Source organism: Candidatus Woesearchaeota archaeon, from assembly GCA_018675335.1.
Taxonomy (GTDB): domain Archaea; phylum Nanobdellota; class Nanobdellia; order Woesearchaeales; family UBA11576; genus JABJCP01.
In genome coordinates this window covers 72,778-97,273 of the sequence record JABGYH010000005.1, presented here as the reverse complement: position 1 = coordinate 97,273, position 24,496 = coordinate 72,778, and the positions used below count along the sequence as shown (strand labels likewise).

9 protein-coding genes are annotated in these 24,496 nt (G+C 31.7%); all 9 read left to right on the top strand.

Annotated elements, in window-relative coordinates:
* The first annotated feature begins 47 nt into the window (after positions 1 to 47).
* On the top strand, positions 48 to 1,169 hold the full coding sequence (locus HN587_03740) for a hypothetical protein (GenBank protein ID MBT7902952.1): 1,122 nt from the start codon (positions 48 to 50) through the stop codon (positions 1,167 to 1,169).
* Positions 1,159 to 3,399 carry a hypothetical protein gene (locus tag HN587_03735; GenBank protein ID MBT7902951.1) on the top strand — a complete coding sequence of 747 codons (2,241 nt, stop codon included), beginning with the start codon at positions 1,159 to 1,161 and terminating at the stop codon, positions 3,397 to 3,399. Before HN587_03740 ends, HN587_03735 begins: the two co-directional genes overlap by 11 nt.
* Positions 3,399 to 6,752, top strand: a complete 3,354-nt coding sequence (locus HN587_03730) for a hypothetical protein (protein ID MBT7902950.1) — start codon at positions 3,399 to 3,401, stop codon at positions 6,750 to 6,752. The genes HN587_03735 and HN587_03730 overlap by 1 nt, the downstream gene beginning before the upstream one ends.
* The gene (locus HN587_03725) at positions 6,753 to 7,595 is read left to right on the top strand and encodes a hypothetical protein (GenBank protein MBT7902949.1); all 843 of its coding nucleotides are present in this window, start codon (positions 6,753 to 6,755) and stop codon (positions 7,593 to 7,595) included. It begins immediately after the preceding gene.
* Complete coding sequence (locus HN587_03720) at positions 7,592 to 11,110, top strand: hypothetical protein (protein ID MBT7902948.1); 3,519 nt, start codon at positions 7,592 to 7,594, stop codon at positions 11,108 to 11,110. The genes HN587_03725 and HN587_03720 overlap by 4 nt, the downstream gene beginning before the upstream one ends.
* A gap of 98 nt (positions 11,111 to 11,208) precedes the next feature.
* Positions 11,209 to 11,946 (top strand): hypothetical protein, encoded by a 738-nt coding sequence (locus HN587_03715; protein ID MBT7902947.1) that lies wholly within the window; start codon positions 11,209 to 11,211, stop codon positions 11,944 to 11,946.
* Between the two features lie 236 nt (positions 11,947 to 12,182).
* On the top strand, positions 12,183 to 14,258 hold the full coding sequence (locus tag HN587_03710; GenBank protein MBT7902946.1) for a hypothetical protein: 2,076 nt from the start codon (positions 12,183 to 12,185) through the stop codon (positions 14,256 to 14,258).
* Between the two features lie 61 nt (positions 14,259 to 14,319).
* The gene (locus HN587_03705; GenBank protein MBT7902945.1) at positions 14,320 to 22,407 is read left to right on the top strand and encodes a hypothetical protein; all 8,088 of its coding nucleotides are present in this window, start codon (positions 14,320 to 14,322) and stop codon (positions 22,405 to 22,407) included.
* Positions 22,404 to 24,488 (top strand): hypothetical protein, encoded by a 2,085-nt coding sequence (locus HN587_03700; protein ID MBT7902944.1) that lies wholly within the window; start codon positions 22,404 to 22,406, stop codon positions 24,486 to 24,488. The genes HN587_03705 and HN587_03700 overlap by 4 nt, the downstream gene beginning before the upstream one ends.
* The last annotated feature ends 8 nt before the right edge of the window (positions 24,489 to 24,496 follow it).

The following is a 24,496-nucleotide window of genomic DNA, read 5'->3' as shown; positions in this document are numbered from 1 at the left end:
AGTAAAATCAGGTTATTTACTCACTGTCAACAAAAAAAGGGAGTATTATGAAAAAGAGGGGACGTACTGATAGTAAAAAGACTAAAGCTAGTTCCCTTGCTAAAGTTTCTTCAAAAAAACCTGTAAAATCAAATTCTAACTCTAAAAAATCAATTGCAAAACCTCGTTTAACTAAATCTTCTAAAAAATTAAGTAAAACTTCTAAATCTAAATCTTTGTCTAAAACTAAAATTTTGTCTAAATCTAAAACTTCTGATAAAGTTAAATCGCATTCTAAACCCGTTAAACATCATAAGGTAAAAAGAAAAAAACCCTCCTTCTTACAAAGAGAAGAAAAAAAATTAAAACATTTAGAAGAAGAATTCAAAGATGAATTTTTTGTACCTTCTCCAATTCATAAAGGAAAATATCATATTCCATTAGGGATAAAATTATTAATTGGTTATTTGATATTTCTTCTCTCACTTTACTTATTATCATTTTGGCAAGGAATAACCTTTCCGACAAGCATATTATTTGGAACAGTTGTCTCAGGAGTAAGAGCACTTGTGATTAACAGTGCACTTGTAATTCTTTTGGTATTGATGATTTATGGATTTTGGATGAGAAAAGCATACACATTTGATTTGTCTGTTGCTTGGTTTGGCTTTGCATTGGTTAATTCATTATTATCATTATTGCTGCTTGATTCTAAAGAATACATGGTCTTCAAAGGACTTCTTTATCTTTCCCTGTTTACATTACTCCTTGTTAATGGAGTTATAATTTGGTATATTCTCCACGAGAAAAAATACTTTTATGCAGAATATTTTAGAGAACGAAAAGTGCAACACAGAGATAAAGTGTTTGTTTATGTTGTTACTTCATTTTGGATTGTAACTTTACTTATTGGAATTACTCTTGGTGCGAATTTTTATCAGAGATCAACTGCAATGGTTGATATCACAATTAATGAACTCAAAGAAGTTGAAAGTGTTTCTCCTGACTTTTGTGAACAAAAAACAGGCGAGGCAAAAGACATATGTTTACTCGTAATTACGACATATCGTAATACTCAACTTGGAGAATCAAAAGCAGAACTATTGCCTGTTTGTGAAAAGGTAGGATCAGAATTTTATAAATTTGCTTGTAAAAAAAGTTTAGAAAAAAATACGAAAAATGCGAAATAGTCCAACGTTTAAAATTAGGAAACATAAAAAAGCACAAATTACTGTGTTTATGATAATTGGAATTATATTACTTTTTACAACAGCACTCATATTTTACATAAAAGATAAAGTTGTTGATGATATGGGAGAGGGATTTTTATCTCAAGCCGAAGAAGTGCCCTTAGAAATCCAACCAGTAAAAATATTTGTTGAAAATTGTATTCATGAAACTGCAGTTGATGGACTAAAAAAACTTGGTGCGCATGGGGGATACATTGATCCGACTGACATAGAACTTTCAGGAACTGCATTTATTACTGGATTTGAACCGACTAATTCAGATGCTATAGAAATATTTAATGGTTCGGGGTTAATACCTTATTGGTGGTATTTAAAATCTGATAATTCTTGTACAAATAATTGTTTATTTGCTTCAAATCGTCCACCACTTTATAAAACTGAAGATAGTGAAAAATCAATAGAAGCACAATTACAAAAATATATAGTAAAAAAATTGCCTGATTGTTTAAATAAATTTAGAACATTCAAAAAACAAGGATTTTTAGTTGTACCCTTAGGCGAAATAAGTCCTAATGTGAAAGTAACTACAAAAGACGTATCTATATTTACAAAATATCCAATACAATTAACAAAAGGGGATGTGCAAGTAGATGTTAAAGAATATTTTACTCGAGTAGATTTAGCATTAAAAGATATTTATGATGCAGCATCTGAGATTACTGATTCAGAATTATCTTTATCATTTTTAGAAATACATTCTATGAATTTAGTTAGTATGTATTCAAAACCACTAAGTATGAACCGTCTTCCACCAATAGGTGATGTAGATTTTGATAATACCAAATTTTTATTTTGGACAAGATCTGAAACTCAAAAAAGAATTGAAAATTTCATTCTTCCTGGAGGAATGGCAATGTTACAAGTTTTTGGTGCAAAAAATTATTTTAGATCAATCATATTTGATGAAGAAGGAATTGATCCAGTTTCTACTGGAATGCTTGATAAAACATTAGTCAGCGTAAATGAAACACAAGCACCAGGGTTAAAAGATTTAACTGTAAGTTTCGCTTATCTTGATTGGTGGCCAATTTATTTAAATATTAATAATAAAGAATTATTGACTCCGTCAAAAATAGGGCTTCCTGCCGCAGATTTAATTCCGTTATTAAATTTATTTGTAGTTAATGATTATGTTTTTTACTATGATGTATCATTTCCAGTTATTGCAACTATAACTGATGATCGAGCATTCAAAGGAAAAGAAACATTCAAATTTGTTTTTGCATTAGAATCTAATGTAAGAAATAATGATATTATGGGTTCAAATTTTAGTGCGCAATATGGAGGGTATGTTGGAACTGAATTATGCAATCCTGATTTTTGGAATACAGGATTAATAACTGTTGAAACATATGATGAAATAGATAAAACTCCTTTGCCAGGTGCAAAAATTGAATTTCAAGTTGGTACTGAAAGTTGTTTTGTTGGTGTTACTGAATTAAACGAAGAAAATAAATCAACAATAACTTCAAAATTTCCAGTAGGTTCTGGAGAAATAAGAATTATTGCAAAAGATCATTTACCTGTTGTACAAAAGTTTGGTGCATTAAGAAATCAAACAAGCAATCATTCATTTGGATTATTACCTTTATTTCAAATTAATTCAACTGTAAAAAAATTATTATTAGATTATGATAAAGTTACAGATAAACATTTTTTAGGAACTAACTCAGAAGTTATTCCTTTAGTAAAAAAAGATCAAGCATATGCTCTATTTAATAGAATTGCTGATGATGAATTTGGGGAGTTTACTTCATTTTTAAAATATGATCCGTCCGAAGATTCTAAACCTCAATCATTATTACTCGCACCAGGAAAATATGAAGTGAAAGGATATTTATTAAAAACAGATGGTTGGGTCATAAATGAAAAAACAAAAACTTTTTCAGTTCCTTTTGGTGAAGATCAAAAAGTTAAATTAAATAGAACTGAATTTGATAAGTGGCAATTAGGTGGTATACAATACACTAATGAAACTGGATATTTAGAAATTACTAAAGAACAATTAATGAATAATAAACAAGTAAATTTTATTTTTGTTTCATTTCAACCTCCAAATAATTTTGCTTCTGATATGGGTGCTGGACCATATTTAGATACATTACAAATGGTGGATGATTACACAATAATATTAAGTGATAAATTAAAACCAGAATGGGTGTCGGACTAATGATTTTTCGTGAAAAAGATTTGCAAAAAATTGCAATATTTATGGTATTTTTAATAATTACTTTACCTATTTATGTATCTGAAGTAAATGCTGCAATGATAACTAATGTTGATGTATATGGTCAAAAACAAATAATAAATCAAGACCAAGGATTTATTGAATCAACAGATACTCTAACAGTTATTGTTAATTCTACTATTTCATCAACCGAAGATAATGATTTAGGAGCAAATCAAGTAAAAATTCTTGAAGAACCTGGATGGCAATTTGAATGTGAATTAATAAATGCGACATTAGGAAAGTGGAGTTGTAATGTTAATAATCCTGAATTTAGTGTTCCTCCCTCAATGAATGTATTATCATTTAAAGTTCAATTATTTAATGATGCAAATATGCCTATGTCTCCGCCGAAAGGAGGACAAGTTTTAGTGGAAAGATTAGCTCCAAGTGGGACTTGGGATTTTCAAATGAATGAAACTCATACTTGGGCAACATTTGATATTGAAGATAAATCTTGTGTTGGTCCTGCATGTTCTGGAAAATGTAGTGGAGTTAAAGAATTAAGATTTAATGTTGATGGGAATACTATTGCAATTAATACCACATTTGATGATAAATGTAAACAAATAGGAGAAATAAATTTACCAATTGCAGTACAAGGGACTGAAACTAAACATATTTGTATGGAACTTACTGATAATATTGGGATTGTTTCAAAACCAATTTGTCATGATATTGAACTTGATAAAACACCCCCTAATGTTGAACAATTAATTTTTATTGACTCAAATGGGAATACTATAACTAGTTCAAATGGGCAAGTCATTGAAAATGCTGCACTAATTATTAATATTTCAGAAGATAAAGGACTTAACGGAACATTGGTTGCTGATTTAACTGGAATTAATCCATCTCCAGCATATGCTCAATTTTACAAAGAATTTACTAATTTTATTTGTATACAACCAACAGAAGGAATTTATCAATGTAGAACTCCTCAAGTATTAGTTGTTCAAATGCTCCCCGAACAAAAAGGATTAAATCTTCAATTCTCTGTAACTGATATAAATGGGAACTTAATGAATAAATCAAAAACATATCCTATTGAATTTGATAATACTCCTCCGCAACTTGCAAAAATAATTGGTTTTTATGAAGATGAAAAAGGAGTTCCGTGGATAAATAAAACAGGAAATGATATTAGTGCAGTTTTTACTGAAACTGGAAGTGGACTAGATAATAAATATATATACGCAGATTTTTCAACATTTGGACAACAAGAATTAGAATGGGGAACTGGAAATATATTAATTCCTCATAGTTGTGAATCTGGATGGACTTGTACTTGGAAAAATATTCAAGTAAATTCTAATGCTAAAAGTGGGGATGCAATAACTATAACTTTTGTTAATCCTTCACGAGACGATGCAGGAAATTTTTTAGAAACTCCAACAACTGTTAGTCGAGTTTTTAAATTTGATGAAGATTCATCGGAAATAATTAATCATAGTATCGAAGGAATTGGACTTTATGGAAGTTATTCCGATTTAGTTCTTCCTGGATATGAAGGTCATTCAGTAATTGTTTCTGGAGATAAAGTATTATTGACTGTTAATGTAACTGATCATACTCCAGTAATTGCTTATGCTAATTTTTCAAGTTTAATGGAAGATGGCCAAACAAATATGGCGCATCATTCAGTTGAAGGAAATTGTGAAGAAGTGGGTGTTGAAAATAATCAGAGACTGTTTAGTTGTGAATGGGAATCAGATGCAACAATGAAAAGACCTGCAACAGTAGATCCTTTAGATACTGTAATAGGAGTTAAATTCATAGACGGATTAGAACATGTTTTAGAAGAAGATTTGGATGTTGTAGTCTTAGGGGTTGAAGATAACGAAACTCCTGATTATTGGATGATGGATGAATTAACATATGAAGACAGCGTATCTCCCCAATATTTAGATCGGTTTGCTTGGAGTATATCAATACCACAAACTTTTAATAAAAAAATAATAACATCGCGTTATGGTTCTTCAGTTAAGATGGCAACTTTTGAATTTGATCCTAATTCTTGTGAGGGAGAAGGATCAGAATACTTAATGTATGATGAAGATGGTAATTTTAGAGTTTTACCAATGGGATATGATCCAGATATTTCAGATGGAATAACTGATATTTTTTTAGCTGAATTTAATCCATCTCACGTTCCTCCATCACTCATTGAAGGAGATAATGATACGGGAGAAGTAGTATATGAAGGATTTAATTTTACTTGTCAAGCATCAATAGTATCAATTGTGAACAATCGAGCAATAACTGCTCCTGAAATAGAAAACATAACTTTTCAAATAAAAGCTATGAACAATCCAATAGGATCCAATCTTGGAAATGTAAAAAAGCAAATACAAGATGATGTTGATTGGGTAACAACTGGTTGGTGGGACGCAGTAAAATGGATTAAAATAATAACTGATTATTTACGATTTGCATGCGATATGGTTGATACATTAAATACTGTTATGGGAGTTTTAGCAGCAGTAGGGATGGTTGAAGGTGCAGCTTGTGCAACATATCAAACATTTTGTAGTGCTGCAGGAGAAAACTCAAAAGAAACAGAAAAAGTAAAAGTTGAAAAAAATAATATGCTAAAAGATGTAATAATGGCCTGCGCATTATTTATTTCTTGTAAAATGGTTGATGAAAAAAGTATAGATGAAACTCCTTGTGAAACCTGGTGTAAAATACAAAAAGCGTTTGCAACTTGGCGAACATATGTTGTGGATTTACTCAATGTACAAATTTCTTCTGGACCATTATGGGGAGAAAGACTTGCAGGAAAAGAAAACAGAGATTTTACTCTTTACGATGCATCAACATTTGACCCCTACAAAAGTATGTTCGCATCAGCAATGACTGGATGCTTACCTGGAATATTTTACAATTTAGAAAAATTAAGACAAATTAGGTGTCGAAAAATAATTTGTATGAAACAAGACGTTGCATATGGAGTTGGAACAGTATCAGGATGTGATTTAGAATTTAGAACAGCAACATGTACATTTTGGTGGGGACAAGCACTAAACACAATTCCGTATGTACAAATGCTCGATCAATTAATGGGTCAAATAGAAAGTTTAATTTTAAATCCATTTAATGGAATTGGACTTATAATAGATTATGCTTGCAGTGCAAAATGTGCTGCGGGAGATACATCAGGTATTTGTGCTGCATGTTCTGGACTCGAATATGCAAATACATTATTATCAATAGTAGATACATTTGTTGGAATTGGAGATAGATGGGACGCTTTAGGAAAAGATCTTTGTGAACAAGCATTAAAAGATGATTAAATGGTGGGAGAACAAAATCAAGGAAATTGGAATCAACAACCTAGATCTAATTATCCTCAAAATCCTGCACAAAATTATCCACAAAGACAACCGCAATATCCACAACAACCAAGACCTGTTTCACAATATCCTCAACAACGTCCGGTTTATCCACAACAACAAAGACAATATCCACAAACTCAACAATATCCTCAACAACGTCCTGGGTATCAACAGCCACAACTTGTTCAATCACAACAACCAATTCCTCCGCCGGAAACACACAAATTTCCCGCAGTAATATTAATTGTGTTGGTAGTAATTTTTTTAGCAGGAGGATCAATATTTTATTTCATGCAAGGAACTGATTCAGTTGAAGTAAAACCGGTTTTGCAACAACCAAAACCAGTAGAGGTCGTTAATGAAACAGTCCAAGAAAAACCTGTTGTACAAAAAGTATTTTATACTAAAGGAGAACTAACATTTGTTGGAACAAACTTTGTCGAAGATTTTGAACTCATGACTCCTCGAGGAACAACATTCAAAGAAGGAGAAGACGTATTATTACAAACAGTCGTTACCGGATTTAAAACACAACAAGTAGGACTAAGATATTTAATGAATATGGTCTGCGGAGTTGAGTTTTATTCACCAACTGGTCAGTTAATTGATGAATTAAGTGACCTTGAAATTGTAAGAATAACAGGAGTATTTAATTCAAACTTTAATCACTATGAATTTGATATTGATTACTCAGACAAATTTCATTTAATGCCAAAAGGGCATAACACACTCAAAATAGTTGTTCAAGATTTTATATCCGAACAAACAATCAATAAAACAATGGACTTATTCGTAGAATGAAACTAAAAATTTTAATTTGGATTTTTGTAATGGTTGTGCTAGTTGGTAGTGTATTTGGTGCTTGTCCTGGGGGCAGCGTTCTTGGGTCTAAAGATTGCGCGCATCAGTTTGAAGCAGGCAAAACTATGCATATTAAAAAGGGGCAGTATTATCAAGTGGGTGATAAAACTCCTAAAAAAGCTACTAAAAGTCATGTGATTGAGGTTTTGGATATTAATCCTGATGAAGGCACATTTAATTATCAGGGTGCGGGTGGCGTGACGAATACGGGTTTTGGTGATATTATGAGTGGGGGGTTTGTTGATGTTGTACCAACTGTTGTGGAACCAAACAGCCCAGATCCTGAAGAAGAGGATGGTGAAGCTCAACTTAAAGGTGGTGAGGATGATGTTGACGATCCAATAATGCCTACTGATGCAACGCCTGTTGCGGGGTCTAGTTATAAAGTTGATTCTTTTGGAAATTTATATGATGATCAAGGAACTATTATTGGGATTGCAGGAGTTGGATTATATGGTGGGGCGGCTTATACTGCTGCAAGGTCTCAAGCAGAATTAACAAGATCTAAATTAGGTTATGCCCAATTTAAAGCTCATGTCGAGGGATTAGAAGAAAAAAGAGATGATCTTCCTGCGGATACAAATTTAGTTGATTTAGGGGATGATTTAGAATATGATGCTTATGAAGATACATTTTTTTATCATAATCAACCAGTTGATAGGGAATATGTTGATGGCTTGGTTGCAGAGAGGGATATAGATTTAAATCAATTAAGGGATGCTTCTTCTGCAACTCCAGTTGAAGGAAATCCTGAATATAGAGTTAGAAGTGATGGAACTGTTTACAAAGAAGGTCGAGCTATTGGCACTGTTGATTCATTAACTCCTGCAGTTTTAGCTACGCTTCAAAGTGCAGGTTCTCCATTAGATATATCAAAAGTTCAAGCAGCACATGCGCAAGCAGGGTTACCAACAACTAAACCTGATGATGTTGTGACTACTCCAATGCCCATTAAAGTGGAGTCAGATGATGTTGTTGTAAATATAGGATCTGATGGGCAAGTATATGATGGTGACGGAAAAAGAATTGGAACTGTTGGGGTAGGGGACTATGCGGATGATTCTTTTGAGTTGCATGTCGAAATGGCAAAAGAATTTAGTTTAGCAAAACCGTCAACTGTGCGATATGATGGGGATATGATTTATGTTGATCCCGAAGGTAATCTTTATACTTCTAAGGGAGTTTATGCTGGAAATCTTGATGATTCAGATAGTGAGCTGGTTTGGGGCAATGATTTTGCAAGTTTAAAATCTGCGCAATTAACTGCAAAATCCATTAGTTCTGCAAAACAAGTTCCAGGTTATGATGATGTTAGTGTTGGCGTGGATGGTACTTTGTATAAAGGTGGAGTTGCGTGGACTGGTGCTAAGGCTGATGACTTCAGATCTAAAAATTCAAAATTAATTAGTGATACAAGATTAAGTGCAAGTTTAACTCCCGTTACTGGTTCTAGTGAAGGATATCAAATAGGTCATGATGGTTTATTATATGATAAAAAAGGAGTTGCAGTTCCATTAGATAAAGCAACTGCATTTTTATCAAATCCAACAAATTATGAATCAATTAGTGCGGCAAAAGCAACTGCTTCTGGAGTTGAACCTAAACCTTCAAGTGTATTTAGTCCAACAAGTGTTAGTACTCCTGCAAAATGTCCTGTTGGTAAATGCACTATTGCATCAACAATTATTCCTAAGAGTGACTTATCTAATTATGATAAAAAGCCTAATCCTGTAAGTATTGATGGTGCAGTTCACGAACCTTTTTTTAATAAAAAAACTAAACAGTGGGATTATTGTAAAGGAGAAGGTTGTTCTTCTGATCCAAATCATCCTAATTATAATGAACATGAAGGCATTAGTGGTAATATGAAAATAACAACTTTGCCAACTAAAGCACAACAAGATGCGATGAGTGCAGAGTTAAAACAAGCTGCTGATTCATCATTAACTGCGCAAAAAGATGCAGAGCGAGCAGCAGGATTACAAGATTTAGCGACTAAAGCACGAGCATGTGAAACTACTGCTGATCCTGCAGTTTGTTCTGAAGTTGAAAAAGCATTAAAAGAACAAGGTGCTGCTCCTGAGGGTTCAAAAACTGCAGGTATTTTAGCTCAAATAGGAACTGATTTAGAAAAAGGAAGAACTCAAGCAAAGATTAATACTTTTTCTAGTCCGAACGAATTGGCTAAGTTATGTAAAACAGATAAAGAATGTACTCCTATGGAAATAAAAACTGATGGTGCGGGAAATGTGCAAGCTTGTGAATCTGGAACTGGCACTTGTTATAAATTTCCAGGACAAACTTGTGTTTATAATTGTGGGGGTAATTTTGTATTAGATTCAGAAGGAAATCAATATAATTGTAAACAAAGTGATCTTTCATGTTCTGACGCTAAAGCTGCTTGTGGTGATGGGTGTAGTATAGCGGCAGGGGGAAAACCAACAATGCGTGATTCTGAAGCAGGCGGAACTGAATTACAACCTGCAGCAATATGTGAGTCAAATGAATGTAAACCTGGAGAAACTTTTATTTGTAAACGAGCAGATTGTCAACATGCGGATGATATTGCAAAATGTGGTGATAAATCTTGCACTCTTGCAGGTAAAATGGGTGAAGGTTATGATGATAAAAAAGGAGAAACGGTTTATTATTATTGGACTCCGACATCAGTTACTAATCTTTTAAGTGGAAGTCATGCAACCGGAATTTCTAGAACAATATCTAAATGGGCATTAGGCGGTAAGGAAGGACTTTGGGATGTTGAAACAATGCTTGCAATAAAAAATGCACTTAATGTTGAACAATGGATTTCAACTGGGTGTTTGAGTGCTGGAGATGATCCTTCAAATGATGGAGTTGGACTATCAAGATCTTCATCAAGTAGTGCTTCTGTTGCAGTTCAAGGAACAAGATATGAAATAGATCCTTGCAGAGGTTTGACTGGAACTATTCAAACTAAGTGTGTTGAAAATGTTTCAACAAAATATAATTTAACCTCATCAGGAACTTATTATACTTATAGAATTACTGGACGAGTTGTATCTCAACAATGTCCTATGGATTATAATATAGAATTAAGAAAAGGATTATTATCAAAAAAAGTTTATAAAAAATGGTATCCTGTGGAGCCCGGAAATTCATCTGATTTTGGAGGGGCAAATTCTCTTATTTCAAATGATACTTATTCTACTGAGTATGATACTGTATGTATTGTATTTAGTAATGAAAATGCAAAAGATGTAAATGGGGAAACTGTTAAGGTTAGATCTTGTGTTAATCAAGAAGTTTGGTTGCAAGATGATGATACTACTATTTGTAATGATATAATTGCTGCTGATGATCATAAAAACCTTCAGTTTGAAGAAGCATCCAGTCAAGATGCGCCTGGTTATACTTCATCAAGTTCTAGTAGTTCAAGTAGCAGTTCAAGTGCACCGCCATCTCCTGATTTTTGAAAATGAAAAAAAAACATAATGTGCGAATAAAGAAACAAACTGATTTTAAGATTTTTTTAAATTCATTTAAATTTAATAAAAAATTTTTTTATACGTTTTTGTTAGATTGTACTCTTTATATTATTTTATTAATTATTTTATTATCTTGGGTACTTTCAATAAAATCACTTGGTCCATTGTTAAAAGATGCAATGCAACCATTACAAGAAGGAAAATTTGATCAAACTGAAAGATTAATATTATCTGCTCAATCTGCACAAGCGTGGTTTTATAGGATAATTATTAATTCTACTTTGGCAATTCTCGTCGGAGTTATGGCATTTTTTACGATTAAATATTTAATTTATAAATCTATGTTGGATCAAGAATTTGAATGGAAACTTTTAAGTAAATTTAGTTTGTTTAATTTATTCGGCATTTTAATAATTATTCTTTTAAATTTGGGATTGCAATATTTATTTTTTAGTTTTGTTGGTCCTGAATTTGATCATTCAGCTAGTTTGCAAATAGGATTTTTTATTTTTCAAACAGCATATTTGTTAGTTTCTAATTTTTTAATTATTAGTTTATTATTATTTTTAACAAAACATAAACAAATGAAAAAAAGTTTTTTAAAATTTTATAAATTAATTATTTTTGATTTTCAAAAGTTTATCAAACCAATACTTTTTGCATTACTTATTTTTGTTTGTTTGAATTTTTTCTTTTTAATTGCGTTACAACTTCCAGTGCCAGTTTCTGTAATCGTATCTGTAATTGTTTTTGTTGCATATTTTAATTGGTTACGTTTATACTACTTTGCAGTTTTGAAAAAACATTTGAAACATTCAAATTAAATTTTTATGAATTCGCCGAGAAAACTAGTTCTATTATAATAAAAATAGTAAAGTATTTAAATCAAAAATATTTTTAATATATAAATAAGTTGTTTATGGGGAAATATTTTAAAATAATTATTATTATTGTTATTAGTTATTTTGTGGTTAGCTAGCAATGACGTTTACAAAATGATGTTAACAAAATTTAATATTTGATTACGCATTAGTAATTTTAAAAGAGGGTGAACTATTTAATGAAAAAAAGAGGTCGCAGAGAAACATCTGTCTTTCTATCAAAAAAAGCCCAAGTAACAGTATTCATAATCATCGGACTAATTCTATTATTTTCAGCAGGAGTATTATTTTATGTTAAAGAGCGTGGAATCCCTTCAATTGATTTAGTAAACCCTGATAAATCAACACCTGTCGAAGAATTTGTAAAAGCATGCGTTGTAAAAACTGCAACAGATGGAATTACAGTTATGGGAAGTCAAGGGGGATACATAGAACTTCCAGAAGATATTTATTATAATCCAACACATTTTGTTTCTTTAATTCCGGGAATTGGACTTCACTCAGCACCGAAAGTTCCATATTGGTATTATGAAGCAAAAACCCAATATCCCTCTCTTGGAGATATGCAAAAAGATATTAATAATTTTGTTCAATCAAATATTTATAATTGTTTAAATGACTTTGTAGGATTTAAAGATGAGTTTGAAATTGTTGAGAAAGGACTTCCAATAGTTCAAACATTACTTACTGAAGGTGATGTGACAATCACAGTTTTTTGGGATTTAGATGTTCGTGAAACAGGATCATTTGATTATGTTAACTACCAAAAATTTGAAGTTGATATTCCTGTAAAACTCAAAAGAATTTGGGAACTAGCAACACAAATTATGCATGCAGAAAATGAAGACACTTTCTTTGAAGAATTAACAATAGACTATATGGCGCTTCATCCTGCTGATGAAATACCATTTACTGGAATTAATTTTAATTGTGATAGGCTTGTTTGGACTCTTCCTGAAATAAAAGAACAACTTCAAGATGAACTTGCAGTGTTACTTACAGGAGTACGGTTTCAAAAAACAAATTATCCTCCATTCAAAGCAGATGAAAAAGTATACGAAGGATTCAAAGGATTAACTCAACAAGATATTTTTGAAAAAGGAATTGCTCTCCCAGGAAAAGCTCCTGCAGATGCGTTTATGTATTTTCACGCATTTTTTAATGTATCAGATAATAGTTATAAAGAGTTAACTGTTGGTGCAACATACAAACAACCATGGGGTATGAAAGTTGTTGCAACTCCTAATCAAAATGGAATAATGAAAAGTGGAAGTCAAAGTTTAAAATCAGAATTTCTAAAATTTATGTGTTTACAAACATATCATTTTGTTTATGATGTAACTTATCCTGTTATGATCTCAATATCAGATTCTAATGCATTTAATCAAAGAGGATTTACTTTTAGATTTGCGTTCCCTGTTCAAATATATCATAATGAACCTAAACGAAGTATGCTTCCAGTTCAAGTAAGAGAACCAGAATTATATTTAGATGATATTTGTGACAATATGAATAGTAAAACAAAGGTCGCAGTGACTGTTAATGATGCAGTATATTTTAATGAAGTTAATAAAGTAAATTTATCTTATGAATGTTTTATTATGGATTGCGACTTAGGTAAAACAAAACCTCAAGGAGGAAAATATCAATGGAAAGGATATTTGCCAGAAGGATGTAGTCGAGGAATTGTTGTTGCAAATAAACCAGGATATTTAGAATCAAGACAACAAATAATGACTGATAAGCTTGAAATGTATATGTATCCGCTCGTAAATTTATCTTTTGATGTTAAAAAACATTCTACTACTTCAATAAAACTAGGATCAAATGGTGGTGGATCAAACATGGCACCAAATGAATACGCAATAATACAATTACAATCAACAGATCCTGAATTTTCAGTATTTGAAAAATTTGCTCCAGTTCATAAAAAAACAACTTGCACTCTTGATGGTTGTACTAGTGAAGAAACAAATAAAACAATTGTTCCATCTATTGAATTGCCTAATGCGGATGTTGTTTATGACTTATCAATATTTTTAATTAGATCAAGTTCAAATAAAGACGAAATTATTGGTGGTTGGGAAGGACAATGGGGAGTTCGTGTTGCAGATGTAAAAGATGCAACTCAAGTAACATTCCCTGTCGTAGAACAATTCCCTCATCCAAAATCGCCAGAACAATTAATTGAAATGTGGGAAGTATTATCAAACAAAACAAAGAACTATCCTAATTTAGTGCCAGTATTTGGTTAAATATTTAATACATTAACAAAAGTATATATTCAAATAAAGAAATAAAATTATAATATCAAAAATGAATCGACAATTAAATAATAAAAACGGGAATCAAGTAACAAACATTCAGATAGCTTCTAAATTAATTGTAAATTCAATCGCATTAATCATAATTTGGTTAATGATTTTACTACCTATGCAAACAACTAGTGCACTAAGTATTGCATTTAATCCAAGTTCTGTACAAGTAACTCACAATACTGCAAGAATTGCATGGACTACAAGTGATAATTCTACAACTGAACTTATGTATGGTCCTGCAATCCCTCCAAATCAAGCATTTAATGATCCTGTAAAAAAATTATATCATGACATAAATTTAACTGGACTTCTGCCTGATACAACTTACTTTATATTAATACAAGCAGCAAGTGAAACAGACAAAATAGTTAACGATAATAGTGGGCAATATTATCAATTTAAAACAAATCCTCCTCCTGATACAACTGCACCACAAGCACCAATAGAATTTAGCACTGATACTATCACTAAAACTACTATAGCTTTGATGTGGGAATTTGATGCTGATCTTGATTCTGATATATCTAAATATAATGTTTACAAATCAGGAGATTTAATCGCTGAAGGAATTCTTGCAAAAAGTTATGTTGATACAAATTTAACAGAAGGAACAGCTTATTCTTATAGTGTAAGTTCAATTGACACATCAGGAAATGAAGGTTCCAAAGCAACACTTGAAGCAAAAACACTTGATAGTTTCTTTCAAGAAATAATTTTATCTGATGTAACTGTCGAAGTTACTGGAGTAAATACTCTTGTTAGTTGGAAAACAAACAATGCAACAAAACTCGAACTAAAATATGCCGAAAATGGAACTAATAGTTGGCAAACAAAAACAGATACTGTTTATTTACTTGAACATAATTTTACACTTGCTGAATTAAATCCGAACATGCAATATGATTTGCAAATTACTAGTTGTGATACCTATGGTAATTGTAATAGTCAAAATACTTCATTTACAACACAACAACAAATTGAACTTAGTTTGGAAGTAACAAATAAAGTATTTGATAATGATCCTAACACAAAATTATTTCATAATTCAAATGAGATGGACATAATTGGTAAGAGTGCACCAGGTGCTGAAGTAAATGTTTATGTTGATGGCAAATTAAAACGATTTGTAAAAGTTGGATCTAATGGAGAATTTAAATTTTCTGGAGTAGGACTTACACCAAAAGCGGAACAAACAGAAGTAAAAGTTGAAGCAACAGATAAAGTAAATTTAATTGAACAAACAGAATTTGTATCAATTGATCTTTATGCTCCAGATATTACATTTGATAATCATTCAACATTTTCGCAAACTCCAAGTTTTACTATATCTGGAAATTTAACAGAAAATACTCTTCCCGTAAATGTTTATGTATATCGATTACTCACGACAGATAAAGAAGCACCAAATGTTATTGATAATTTTTCTATAGAATCTTTTGATGATAAATCAGTAAAACTTTCATGGGATTATAATTATTCTGATTATGAAAAAATAATTATTTATCGAGATAATATTAATAATTCTGAAGGATTGGCACCAATTGCAACCGTTAGTAAAGGAACTAATAGTTATTCAGATTCTGAAGTAAGTTCAGGGGCAGAATATAATTATCAAATATCTGCTATTGATGCTGCTGGAAATGAAGGTGACAAATCTTTAAAACAAACTGCAACTACTACAAATGGAACTCAAATAAAATCACTTGTAACTGAGATGCCTCGAACAGAAATATCAACTGACTTAGTACATGAACAAGAAATATCTAATTCAGGAAAATTTTCAGTTAGCGCACCACTTGTAGAAGGACAAAATACATTACGAATTGAGTTTGTTGATGATGCAGGAAATACTGTTGAAGAAGAATTTAAAGTATTTCATGACACAACTCCTCCAAAAATAATTTCACCAACATCAGTTGAACTTATTGAAAGATTTAATCCATCATACACGTCAGACATTGCATTATCTGGAGAAGTTGATTCTAATGCAACCGTAAAAATTTGGATTAATCCATCAAAAGAAAATGAATCTGCAGATTATACAGTAACAACTGATAGTTCTGGAGTTTTTTCCGCGGATATCACATTAAAAAAAGAAACTGCAAGTTCTGATTCTGCACTAAGTTCGATGGCATCAGTTACTAATGGACAAGTAGGATCTGGCGGGGCATATGATAATGTTGTAAAAATTGTAGCAATAGATGAATCAGGACAAGAAAGTGATCCTGTAGAAGGAACTATTACTCTTACTAGTTGTGGAAGTGGCTTTTATTATAGTATACAAACTGCAAAATCAAGTGCTGCACTTAATACTAGGGAAATACTTGAAGGTCTTGCAGCAACAGGATTTGAATATAATTTAACTTGGATTGGTGGTGGAGAAGGTGCAAGTGTTTCTAGTATTACTGTAAAACCTGCAACATTAAATAAACTTGATTATGAAAAATATGATAACATAAATGAGTGGGCAACAATTGTTAATCCACCATATCATCCTCCGCAAAATTGGTCGTATGGTTCAGTACTTCTTACATTTAAAAAACCATTAGTTGATGGTAATACTACTTATCAGATGGAGAAAAATATTAGTGATCATCGTCGAGATGAGTGTATACCTGGATTTGGTTGTTTTAGATTTAAGATGATGATGGAAATTAATTTCCAAAGAAATCAACCAATGCTTGCACAACAACAATACGGAATTGGTGGTGAACAATCAAATACTTATGTTGAACCTACAATACAAAAAACTTGTATTGAATATAATGTTTTAATTGATGAGCGAGTTGATCCTTCAATATTGCCAGTTGGTTTTTTAGAAGCATCAGTGAGTTTCTTAAATGCATCAATAAAAGTAATTGAATTTTTAGAAAAACCACTTGAGATGATTACAGAAATCACATTTGCATTATGTTTAGGTGCATTTGTTGTAAAATTATTTATGAATTTTAGAAAATCTTATGCTTGTAAATTTTCAAATGTTATGAGTGAAAAAAGTTCTATTGGTGGAATAGTTAAATCAGTTATAGGAAAAGGACAAACAATAGAAGATATAGCAAAATTTGGTGGTTGTACTCCATTATTTGGTGAAGGTGGACCAAAAGAAGATTCTAGTGCAGAAAATGCATGTAATCAATGTGCTGATGCAATTCAAACCAAAAAAAGTTGGGATAATAAATTTAATTTTGTGTGTGATAGAATATTTTGTCCTGCAGTACCAACATTACAACATTATATTAAACAACGAATGAAAATAAAATCTTCATTTCAAACATCAATTTTTAGTTCATCTGGTAAACCCATTGGATCTACTGGATATTCGATAAGTGAAGATGGATCTACTTATTATAAGGGTGGACAAGAAGTTGATGAAGTTCCTATGAGTGTTGAGAATCATCAAGCTGTAAAAGACGTTCGGGCAGAAGCTGAAAATCCAACTGAGAAAAAAGATCAATCAGTAGATGATTATAAAAAATTCATAACCTATGAAAATTTCATACAAGGTAAAGACGATAAAGCAAATATTAAAGATGCAACAAAAATGTTTAAAGATGTTGAATCTGATTGCTCATTTGCAAAACCTACCCGGCAAACAATTAAAGATTTATTTTATCTTTATGAATATGGTCCTGACACTGATAAAGGTGCAAAAGTAGGATTTGATAAAGGAACTCTTCCAAGTGGAAAAACTCTTGAAGAAGCATGTTCTGAACCTCATCCGTACCAAGCAGCATGTTGTCCATTTACATACATGGATGATTTTGAATGGGGTGCAATATTTTTAAACGAAATTAAACAAAGTTATTGTTTAACTGATCATGATGCTGATGAATGTAGTATTGGAAGTAAAATTGTGGAAAGTTCAACTGGACTTTGTGAACCAAAAACAAAATCATCAACTATAGCATTCTTGCCTCCAAATCTTGCAAGATATAAAAGAACATATATGGAAAGTTTAGGCATTGTAAATCCTGATGTGAAAGTATATTATATGATTGAATACTCTGCAAGTGGAGAATTAACTAGTGTTCAAAGAGGATATGGAGTATCTGATTCGTATCTTCAATTAGTAGATCAAAATTCTACTCATCCATTATATGGAACAGTTTCCAAAGATCAAACATTAAAATTATCATCTAATTTAGAATTTATTCCTGTTGGACAAAATATTGTGGAAGCATTTGATAGAATTGATCCAAGTAATGTTGAAAATGAACAAGCAGTACCTGAAGATCAAGCACATTTAGCATTTTGGCAAGATATGCAAAATCCTGCACCCCAAGTTTTTGTAGATCATAAAACTGCATCATTCATTAATAATCTGGGTGTTGATCAAGGCGCAAGTAAAACTGATGTAACTCCAACAGTTGCAGGTGCAGATCAAGGTCTTATTCCAATATCTAAAGTTTCTTTGGGATCTCAAAACAAAATAGTTGAAAGACTATACGAAGAAGTTGTAGGAAATGTTGGAAGTGTAGATGACATAAATGTGGTTGATCCTCGAGCATCATTATTTCAAAGTTTAGTTTCATTATGTTTTATGGCAATTCTTAGTTGGATTAAACATCTAAAAAATATGATGATGATGCTTAAACAATGCTTTGAAACAATTCTCTTAACTGGAGATGGAAGTGCGGGAGTATGTCAAAATCTTATAAGTCAATATATTTGTGATTTATTATATGAAGCAATTAGTTGTTTAACAAAAACTATGGGTGGACATGGGCGAGAATCAGGAATTGGTGGAGTTGGAGGATTATTTGCATCTATGGGTGATGCAAGTTCTAGTGCGACATCTGAAGTATCATCAAGATATGGTGATAATAATTTCTTTGCACAACAATTTACTGCGCAAAATTTAATTCATGATGCATGTATTTTTGCATTCACAGGAGAATGGCCAACTGATTGGGATACTATGTGGCAAGGAGCAACAACAATGCCAATTAATAGTACTGCTTTATTAGTGCAAGCTACAAGAAGATTTAATGGAGTTGGTGCTAATGGTCGAGCAATATTTAATTATAGATTTAGTTATTTTATAAGTGCTGGATCTGATATACAATATAGTTTATATTTAGAATGTAGTGGGGATGATGAATTTTGTGAAGATTCAAATGATGGTAAGTGTGATTGTTCCGGATCTGTTAGTGAATCTTATAGAAGAAAATTAGTTAAACCAGGTTTTAGTGGAAGTTGTCCTGAATCCGGAACTCTTAAACAAGGAGATTCTTGTGATGAGGAAATAATAGTTCAAATACAAGAATCAGTAAGATATGATAAATTAGTAATTGAATGGAATCCAACACAAGGATCAAATGGTGGAACTTCTGCACTTGGTCAAGTAAGTTCAGGTGTAATAACAACTAATTCAAATCCTGCATCACTCAAAGGATCAGAATCTAGAAAAATTAGTGAAATGGGTGGAACACCATCATATTGTGGGTTTGATGTTGTTAATTTATTTACTTGTAGTTTTGGAAAATCAAAAACTGGAATGATAAAATTTTTACTTGAACCAGAATCTGCAAGAGGAAAAGGAAATCCTGTATATGTGGGGGATGAAGCATTATTTAAAACACAAATCGGCCAAGTAATTCCAGATGGAAAAATGGATAGTTGTGTTGAAGATTGTGAATTTACAAAATACTTAGTAGTTGATGAAGTATATAATACTCGAACAAATTCAATTGTTTGGCCTTCAGGTTCACAAGCACCTGAAAAAATAAGATTGAATGCAAACAAAGTGCATGATATAACATTTTATGGAGATACATTCAAATTAGGAGGAGTTCCTGCATTTAAAGTTGAGAAAGAATTCTTTAGTTCAGGATATGGGACTGCTGCAGAACAACAAGAATGTGTTTTTGGTGATAAATTCAAAAATGTTAAAAACATGTTTCATAATAATTGGATGACATTAATGCCTAATAAACTTCCAGTTGTTTGTGCAAGTAGTGATTCAAATTATGCGTATAAAATTATGTTTAAACCAGAAGGTAAGAATTTTAAATTTTTATATTCTTTAGGTTCAGTAGAAATTACTAAAGGTGGTAAAAATTTTGCACCTGATCCGACTGAAACTGACAAAGAGTGTATTTTAGATAAAACTGAACGGGATGTTAAATGTGGGGATATTTCTTTTAAGTATGCTGCAGAATTTGAAATGAAAGTAATAAAACCTATTTTAGAAAAAGGCGATGAATCAAAAATTAAAGAAAAAACATTTACTGTTAGTTATACTCCAAAATCAGAACAAGAACAACAAACAAGTACTGTGTTATCTTCCGAATGTACTACTGACCCAATTCCTTTCAAAATAAGTATGAAAGTTTATGACTCTCAACAAATTGAAGGTACTGGATATTATCAACCATCACTAATAGTTTCAAAAGATCCAAATGGTGCAGAAATTAAAAAAGAATTTACTATTCCAATAGTTTGTAAAAAACCTTTTGGAAATGATTATGATCCTAACGGAGCTAATTTTAAATTGATTCAAGTTCCAACCCCTTATTATTCAAATAATACTGAATCATTACCTAAACATGGTGTATGGTTGAATAATTTAGGTGAAGGAAGTTCAATATTAATTGGACCTTATGATGATACAAATATTGACAGTCAAAAAATTGAAACATTAGCATTTAAAATTGTTGATCAAAATCCAATTGTGTATATTAATTTAGGTGCTGCAAATTTAAAATTCTTAACTGGCATTTCAAAATTATTTTATAATGTATCAGTTGGTGGTGGAAGTTATGAAGCAAAACCATTACCTGAATCATGTTCATCAGGAACTCCTTGTATTTTTGAAATCAAAAATAGTGGAGTAATAATTGGAGTTCAATTAAGCGAATCAGGAACATTAATGATGCATGGATTGAGTGATCAATCAAATAATAATGGAATTTGTGGAACATTAAAAACTATAGGGTATGTTTGTGCAGGACCTGCTGAAGTAAATTTAGCAAACCAAGCAGATTATGGTGTAGAACTTGATTTAATGGATATTGCAACTCTTAAAAATTATGTGAAAAAACCCGATGGATTTGCAATAGACATGAAAATTGATTCAACAGCGCCTTATGCAGGAATTAAAATAAAAGTTAAAAATTTGAAATTTTCAGGACTTTCCGCATCAGTAAAAAGTGGACTTGTTGCGTTAGAAGAATGTAAAACTGATTTAAGTTATGATAATTGTTTTATTCCTGAAGAAGATTATGTTACTATAAGAGTTACTAATGATAATTTTGGAGATGCATCTTATTTTGTAACACAATTATTTGTAGGCGGAGCCGATGGAACTGTAGCAAATATTGGTAAAGGTCCAGTATTAATTTCAGAATCAAAGAAAACTAATGAAAAAAATTATGGACTTGAAATTTTTAGTAAAAAAGGAAATGTTGATGATACTGATAAAACAACATTGCAATTTATATTTAGTAATTTTAAATTAAATTCTGATGGATTTGATTTAGAGTTAGAAATGAAAGCACAAGCTAATCTGGCAAAGTATACCTACGTTAAAATGTATAACTTAGGTAAACAATTTGGAGATACGGGTTATGGATTACTGTTTGATCCGACTAATGCAAAAATTAACTTAGGTGGAACTGATTTGGATAGATGTGTCGAAAATAAAACTCCAACTTCAGGAATTGAACCTTGTTATATATCAACTGCAAAGGAAATAAAAATATATTTTATTAATAAAGAACCAAAAGGGACAATTCATGTGAGTGGAATGGCAAAAAAACAAGGTGCTCAATTATTAAAAACTCTTGCTTATTTGAAAACAGGTCAACTTTATTTGAGTCAAAACAATCCTGAAGATTATGGGGTGAAAATTACTGGCGCTAATGGGGGGGCAATACCTTCTGGTCAAGTTATTATAAGAAATTATCAAAAAGGATTTAGTATGACTGTTGATACCCGACAAGTAACAGAAGATGTTGAATTATTAATTCCTGTGGCAAGAATGGGATATTCAATAGATCCAGGTACCAAAATAGAAGGAATACAAAGTTGTGCTGCATCAGGTGGAATTGCACCCTGCTGGGAAATTGAAGGAGGCACAGTATGAAACTAAAACATTTATTTTTAGGATTTGTATTAGTTGTTTTATTGGCTGTGCTTAGTGGAGTTATGGTTACTGCAATAGAATTTTTTGGTCCTTTAGGGGCAGCACCCATACCTTCAAATTGGTGTGTTGAAGATTCTGAGTGCGAGTCTGATTCATATTGTGGAGGGGTTTATGCGGGATTTGTCGAATATTTTCCCAACGGTCCTACGGGTAAAAATATAATTATTAAATATAATTACTGTACTAGTTTTAGTTCAAGTTGTTCATCTTGTGCAAAAAAAGAAGATTGTAGCCTGGCTACTTATGGAAAAGATTCTGAATTTTGTTTTGATGGCAAATGTAAACTGAGTCCTACTGATTCTTGCGCGCCGTCATACACGGGTGGAAGTGGAGGTAAATCAAAATCGGCTTATAAATATCTTAAATTAAAATTAAGTAAAGGCAATGTTTATAATTTTGCAGTTAAAGATTCTAAAGCTAATGAAGGTTGCGGGGATGTGGGGGGTTCAACTACTACTCCTGGTCAATGTATTGATTTAGCTGAGAATTCTTGTCTTAAAGATGCAGGAGTTTTCCAAACACCTTGTAAAGGAAAATGTCCTGGTGATTTATATTGTTGTCCAGGAAAAGTTGGAGCTGAAAAACATTCTTTAGAAAAACAATATAAACCTGCAAAATCTGGTTGTTATGTTGGAAGTTCGGGGGGAAGTGGATCTGGAGGATCAAAGTCTGCAGGAGTTGGAAAAGTTAATAGAATTATATGTCCTTCAGCATTAAAAAGCATATTTGATGATGCTGAAAAAAATTTACCCAATAAACCAATTCCAAAAGTAGATTTTTATAAAATAAATAATCTTTATGGTGCATCTGGTTCTGATACTTCTTGTCCAAAACCATATGTTACTGAAACTTGTGGTGTGGGTGAAACAGGATTAAAATATTATACGTTTAGTAAAGGTTATGCTAATAAATATATCAACGGACTTGAAGTTGGTGTTTGTACTAAACCTGCTTGTAAATTAATAGAAATTACTTCAAAAATGATTTGTGGACCTACAAATAATCCTGCATGTATTTCTAATTCTTGGACATTTGGAGGAACAGATAAAAGGCTGTGTAAAAAAAGTGCGCCTAAAGAATGTTTTACCTCTTATGCCATTAATGGATATAATTGGATTAAAGCAAAAGACACTGCTCAATTAATTTATTCATATCAAGGTGATTTAAGTCAATGTAACTTAGCATTTAATATTAAACATCCAAATACCAAAATTATTAGTGGTCCGAGTCCTGCAAGTAATATAGGTGAAATATCATTTACCATTCCCACTGCAAGTCATGCTCAATGGCTTCCTGATGAAATTTATACTAATACTAAATGCGAATCTCCTGGTGGTAAATGCACTTGTGTTGATCCTGTTGCGAATACTAAAACAACAATAAAGAATAAGAAAATGTGTTATTCTACTTGTCCTTTATCTGAATCTTTAGCTGATAAACCAAAATGTCTTGCACCTATTAATGGTAATGGAGTGGAAGTTTCAAATGGTTATTATTGTAAAGATAATTCTGGTAAATTTTATGTTTCATCCAAGCATTGTGCTGTTTGTAATCAAGTAACCTCTTGCAATAGTTATACTGCTGGAGTAACAATTCCAGGAGGAGGATCCTCTGTTACTTTTTCACAAACTCAATGTCATAATGACGTATGTAAATTAGCTCAAAGAGGAATTAGTAGTTGTTTTTATGCTACAAATTCTGCTCAATGTGAAAATAAAGGCGCAGCACCTGCGGCAGAAGTTGAAGTGACTACTGGAAGTCTTAAAGTAAAAGTCGTAAATAAAGGAAAAGCTACTTCGGGAGTAAAAGTAATTCTGACAGATTCTGCTGATAAGGAAGTACCAAAAACTGTAAATCAGTTAAGTGCTAATAGTAATAAATCTGTAACGTTTAAAAAATTAAAACCTGGAATGTATACTGCATCTGTTTTTAAAAATGAGTGTACTAATGGTCCAGCTCAATCAAAGAAAGTAACTGCAGGTAAAACTCCTGCTTACGCAACAATTACTTTAAATTGTTAATAAATTAA

Coding starts and splice junctions, on each gene's coding strand:
- HN587_03740 (MBT7902952.1), top strand. CDS start 48: ATGAAAAAGAGGGGACGTACTGATAGTAAAAAGACTAAAGCTAGTTCC.
- HN587_03735 (MBT7902951.1), top strand. CDS start 1,159: ATGCGAAATAGTCCAACGTTTAAAATTAGGAAACATAAAAAAGCACAA.
- HN587_03730 (MBT7902950.1), top strand. CDS start 3,399: ATGATTTTTCGTGAAAAAGATTTGCAAAAAATTGCAATATTTATGGTA.
- HN587_03725 (MBT7902949.1), top strand. CDS start 6,753: ATGGTGGGAGAACAAAATCAAGGAAATTGGAATCAACAACCTAGATCT.
- HN587_03720 (MBT7902948.1), top strand. CDS start 7,592: ATGAAACTAAAAATTTTAATTTGGATTTTTGTAATGGTTGTGCTAGTT.
- HN587_03710 (MBT7902946.1), top strand. CDS start 12,183: ATGAAAAAAAGAGGTCGCAGAGAAACATCTGTCTTTCTATCAAAAAAA.
- HN587_03705 (MBT7902945.1), top strand. CDS start 14,320: ATGAATCGACAATTAAATAATAAAAACGGGAATCAAGTAACAAACATT.
- HN587_03700 (MBT7902944.1), top strand. CDS start 22,404: ATGAAACTAAAACATTTATTTTTAGGATTTGTATTAGTTGTTTTATTG.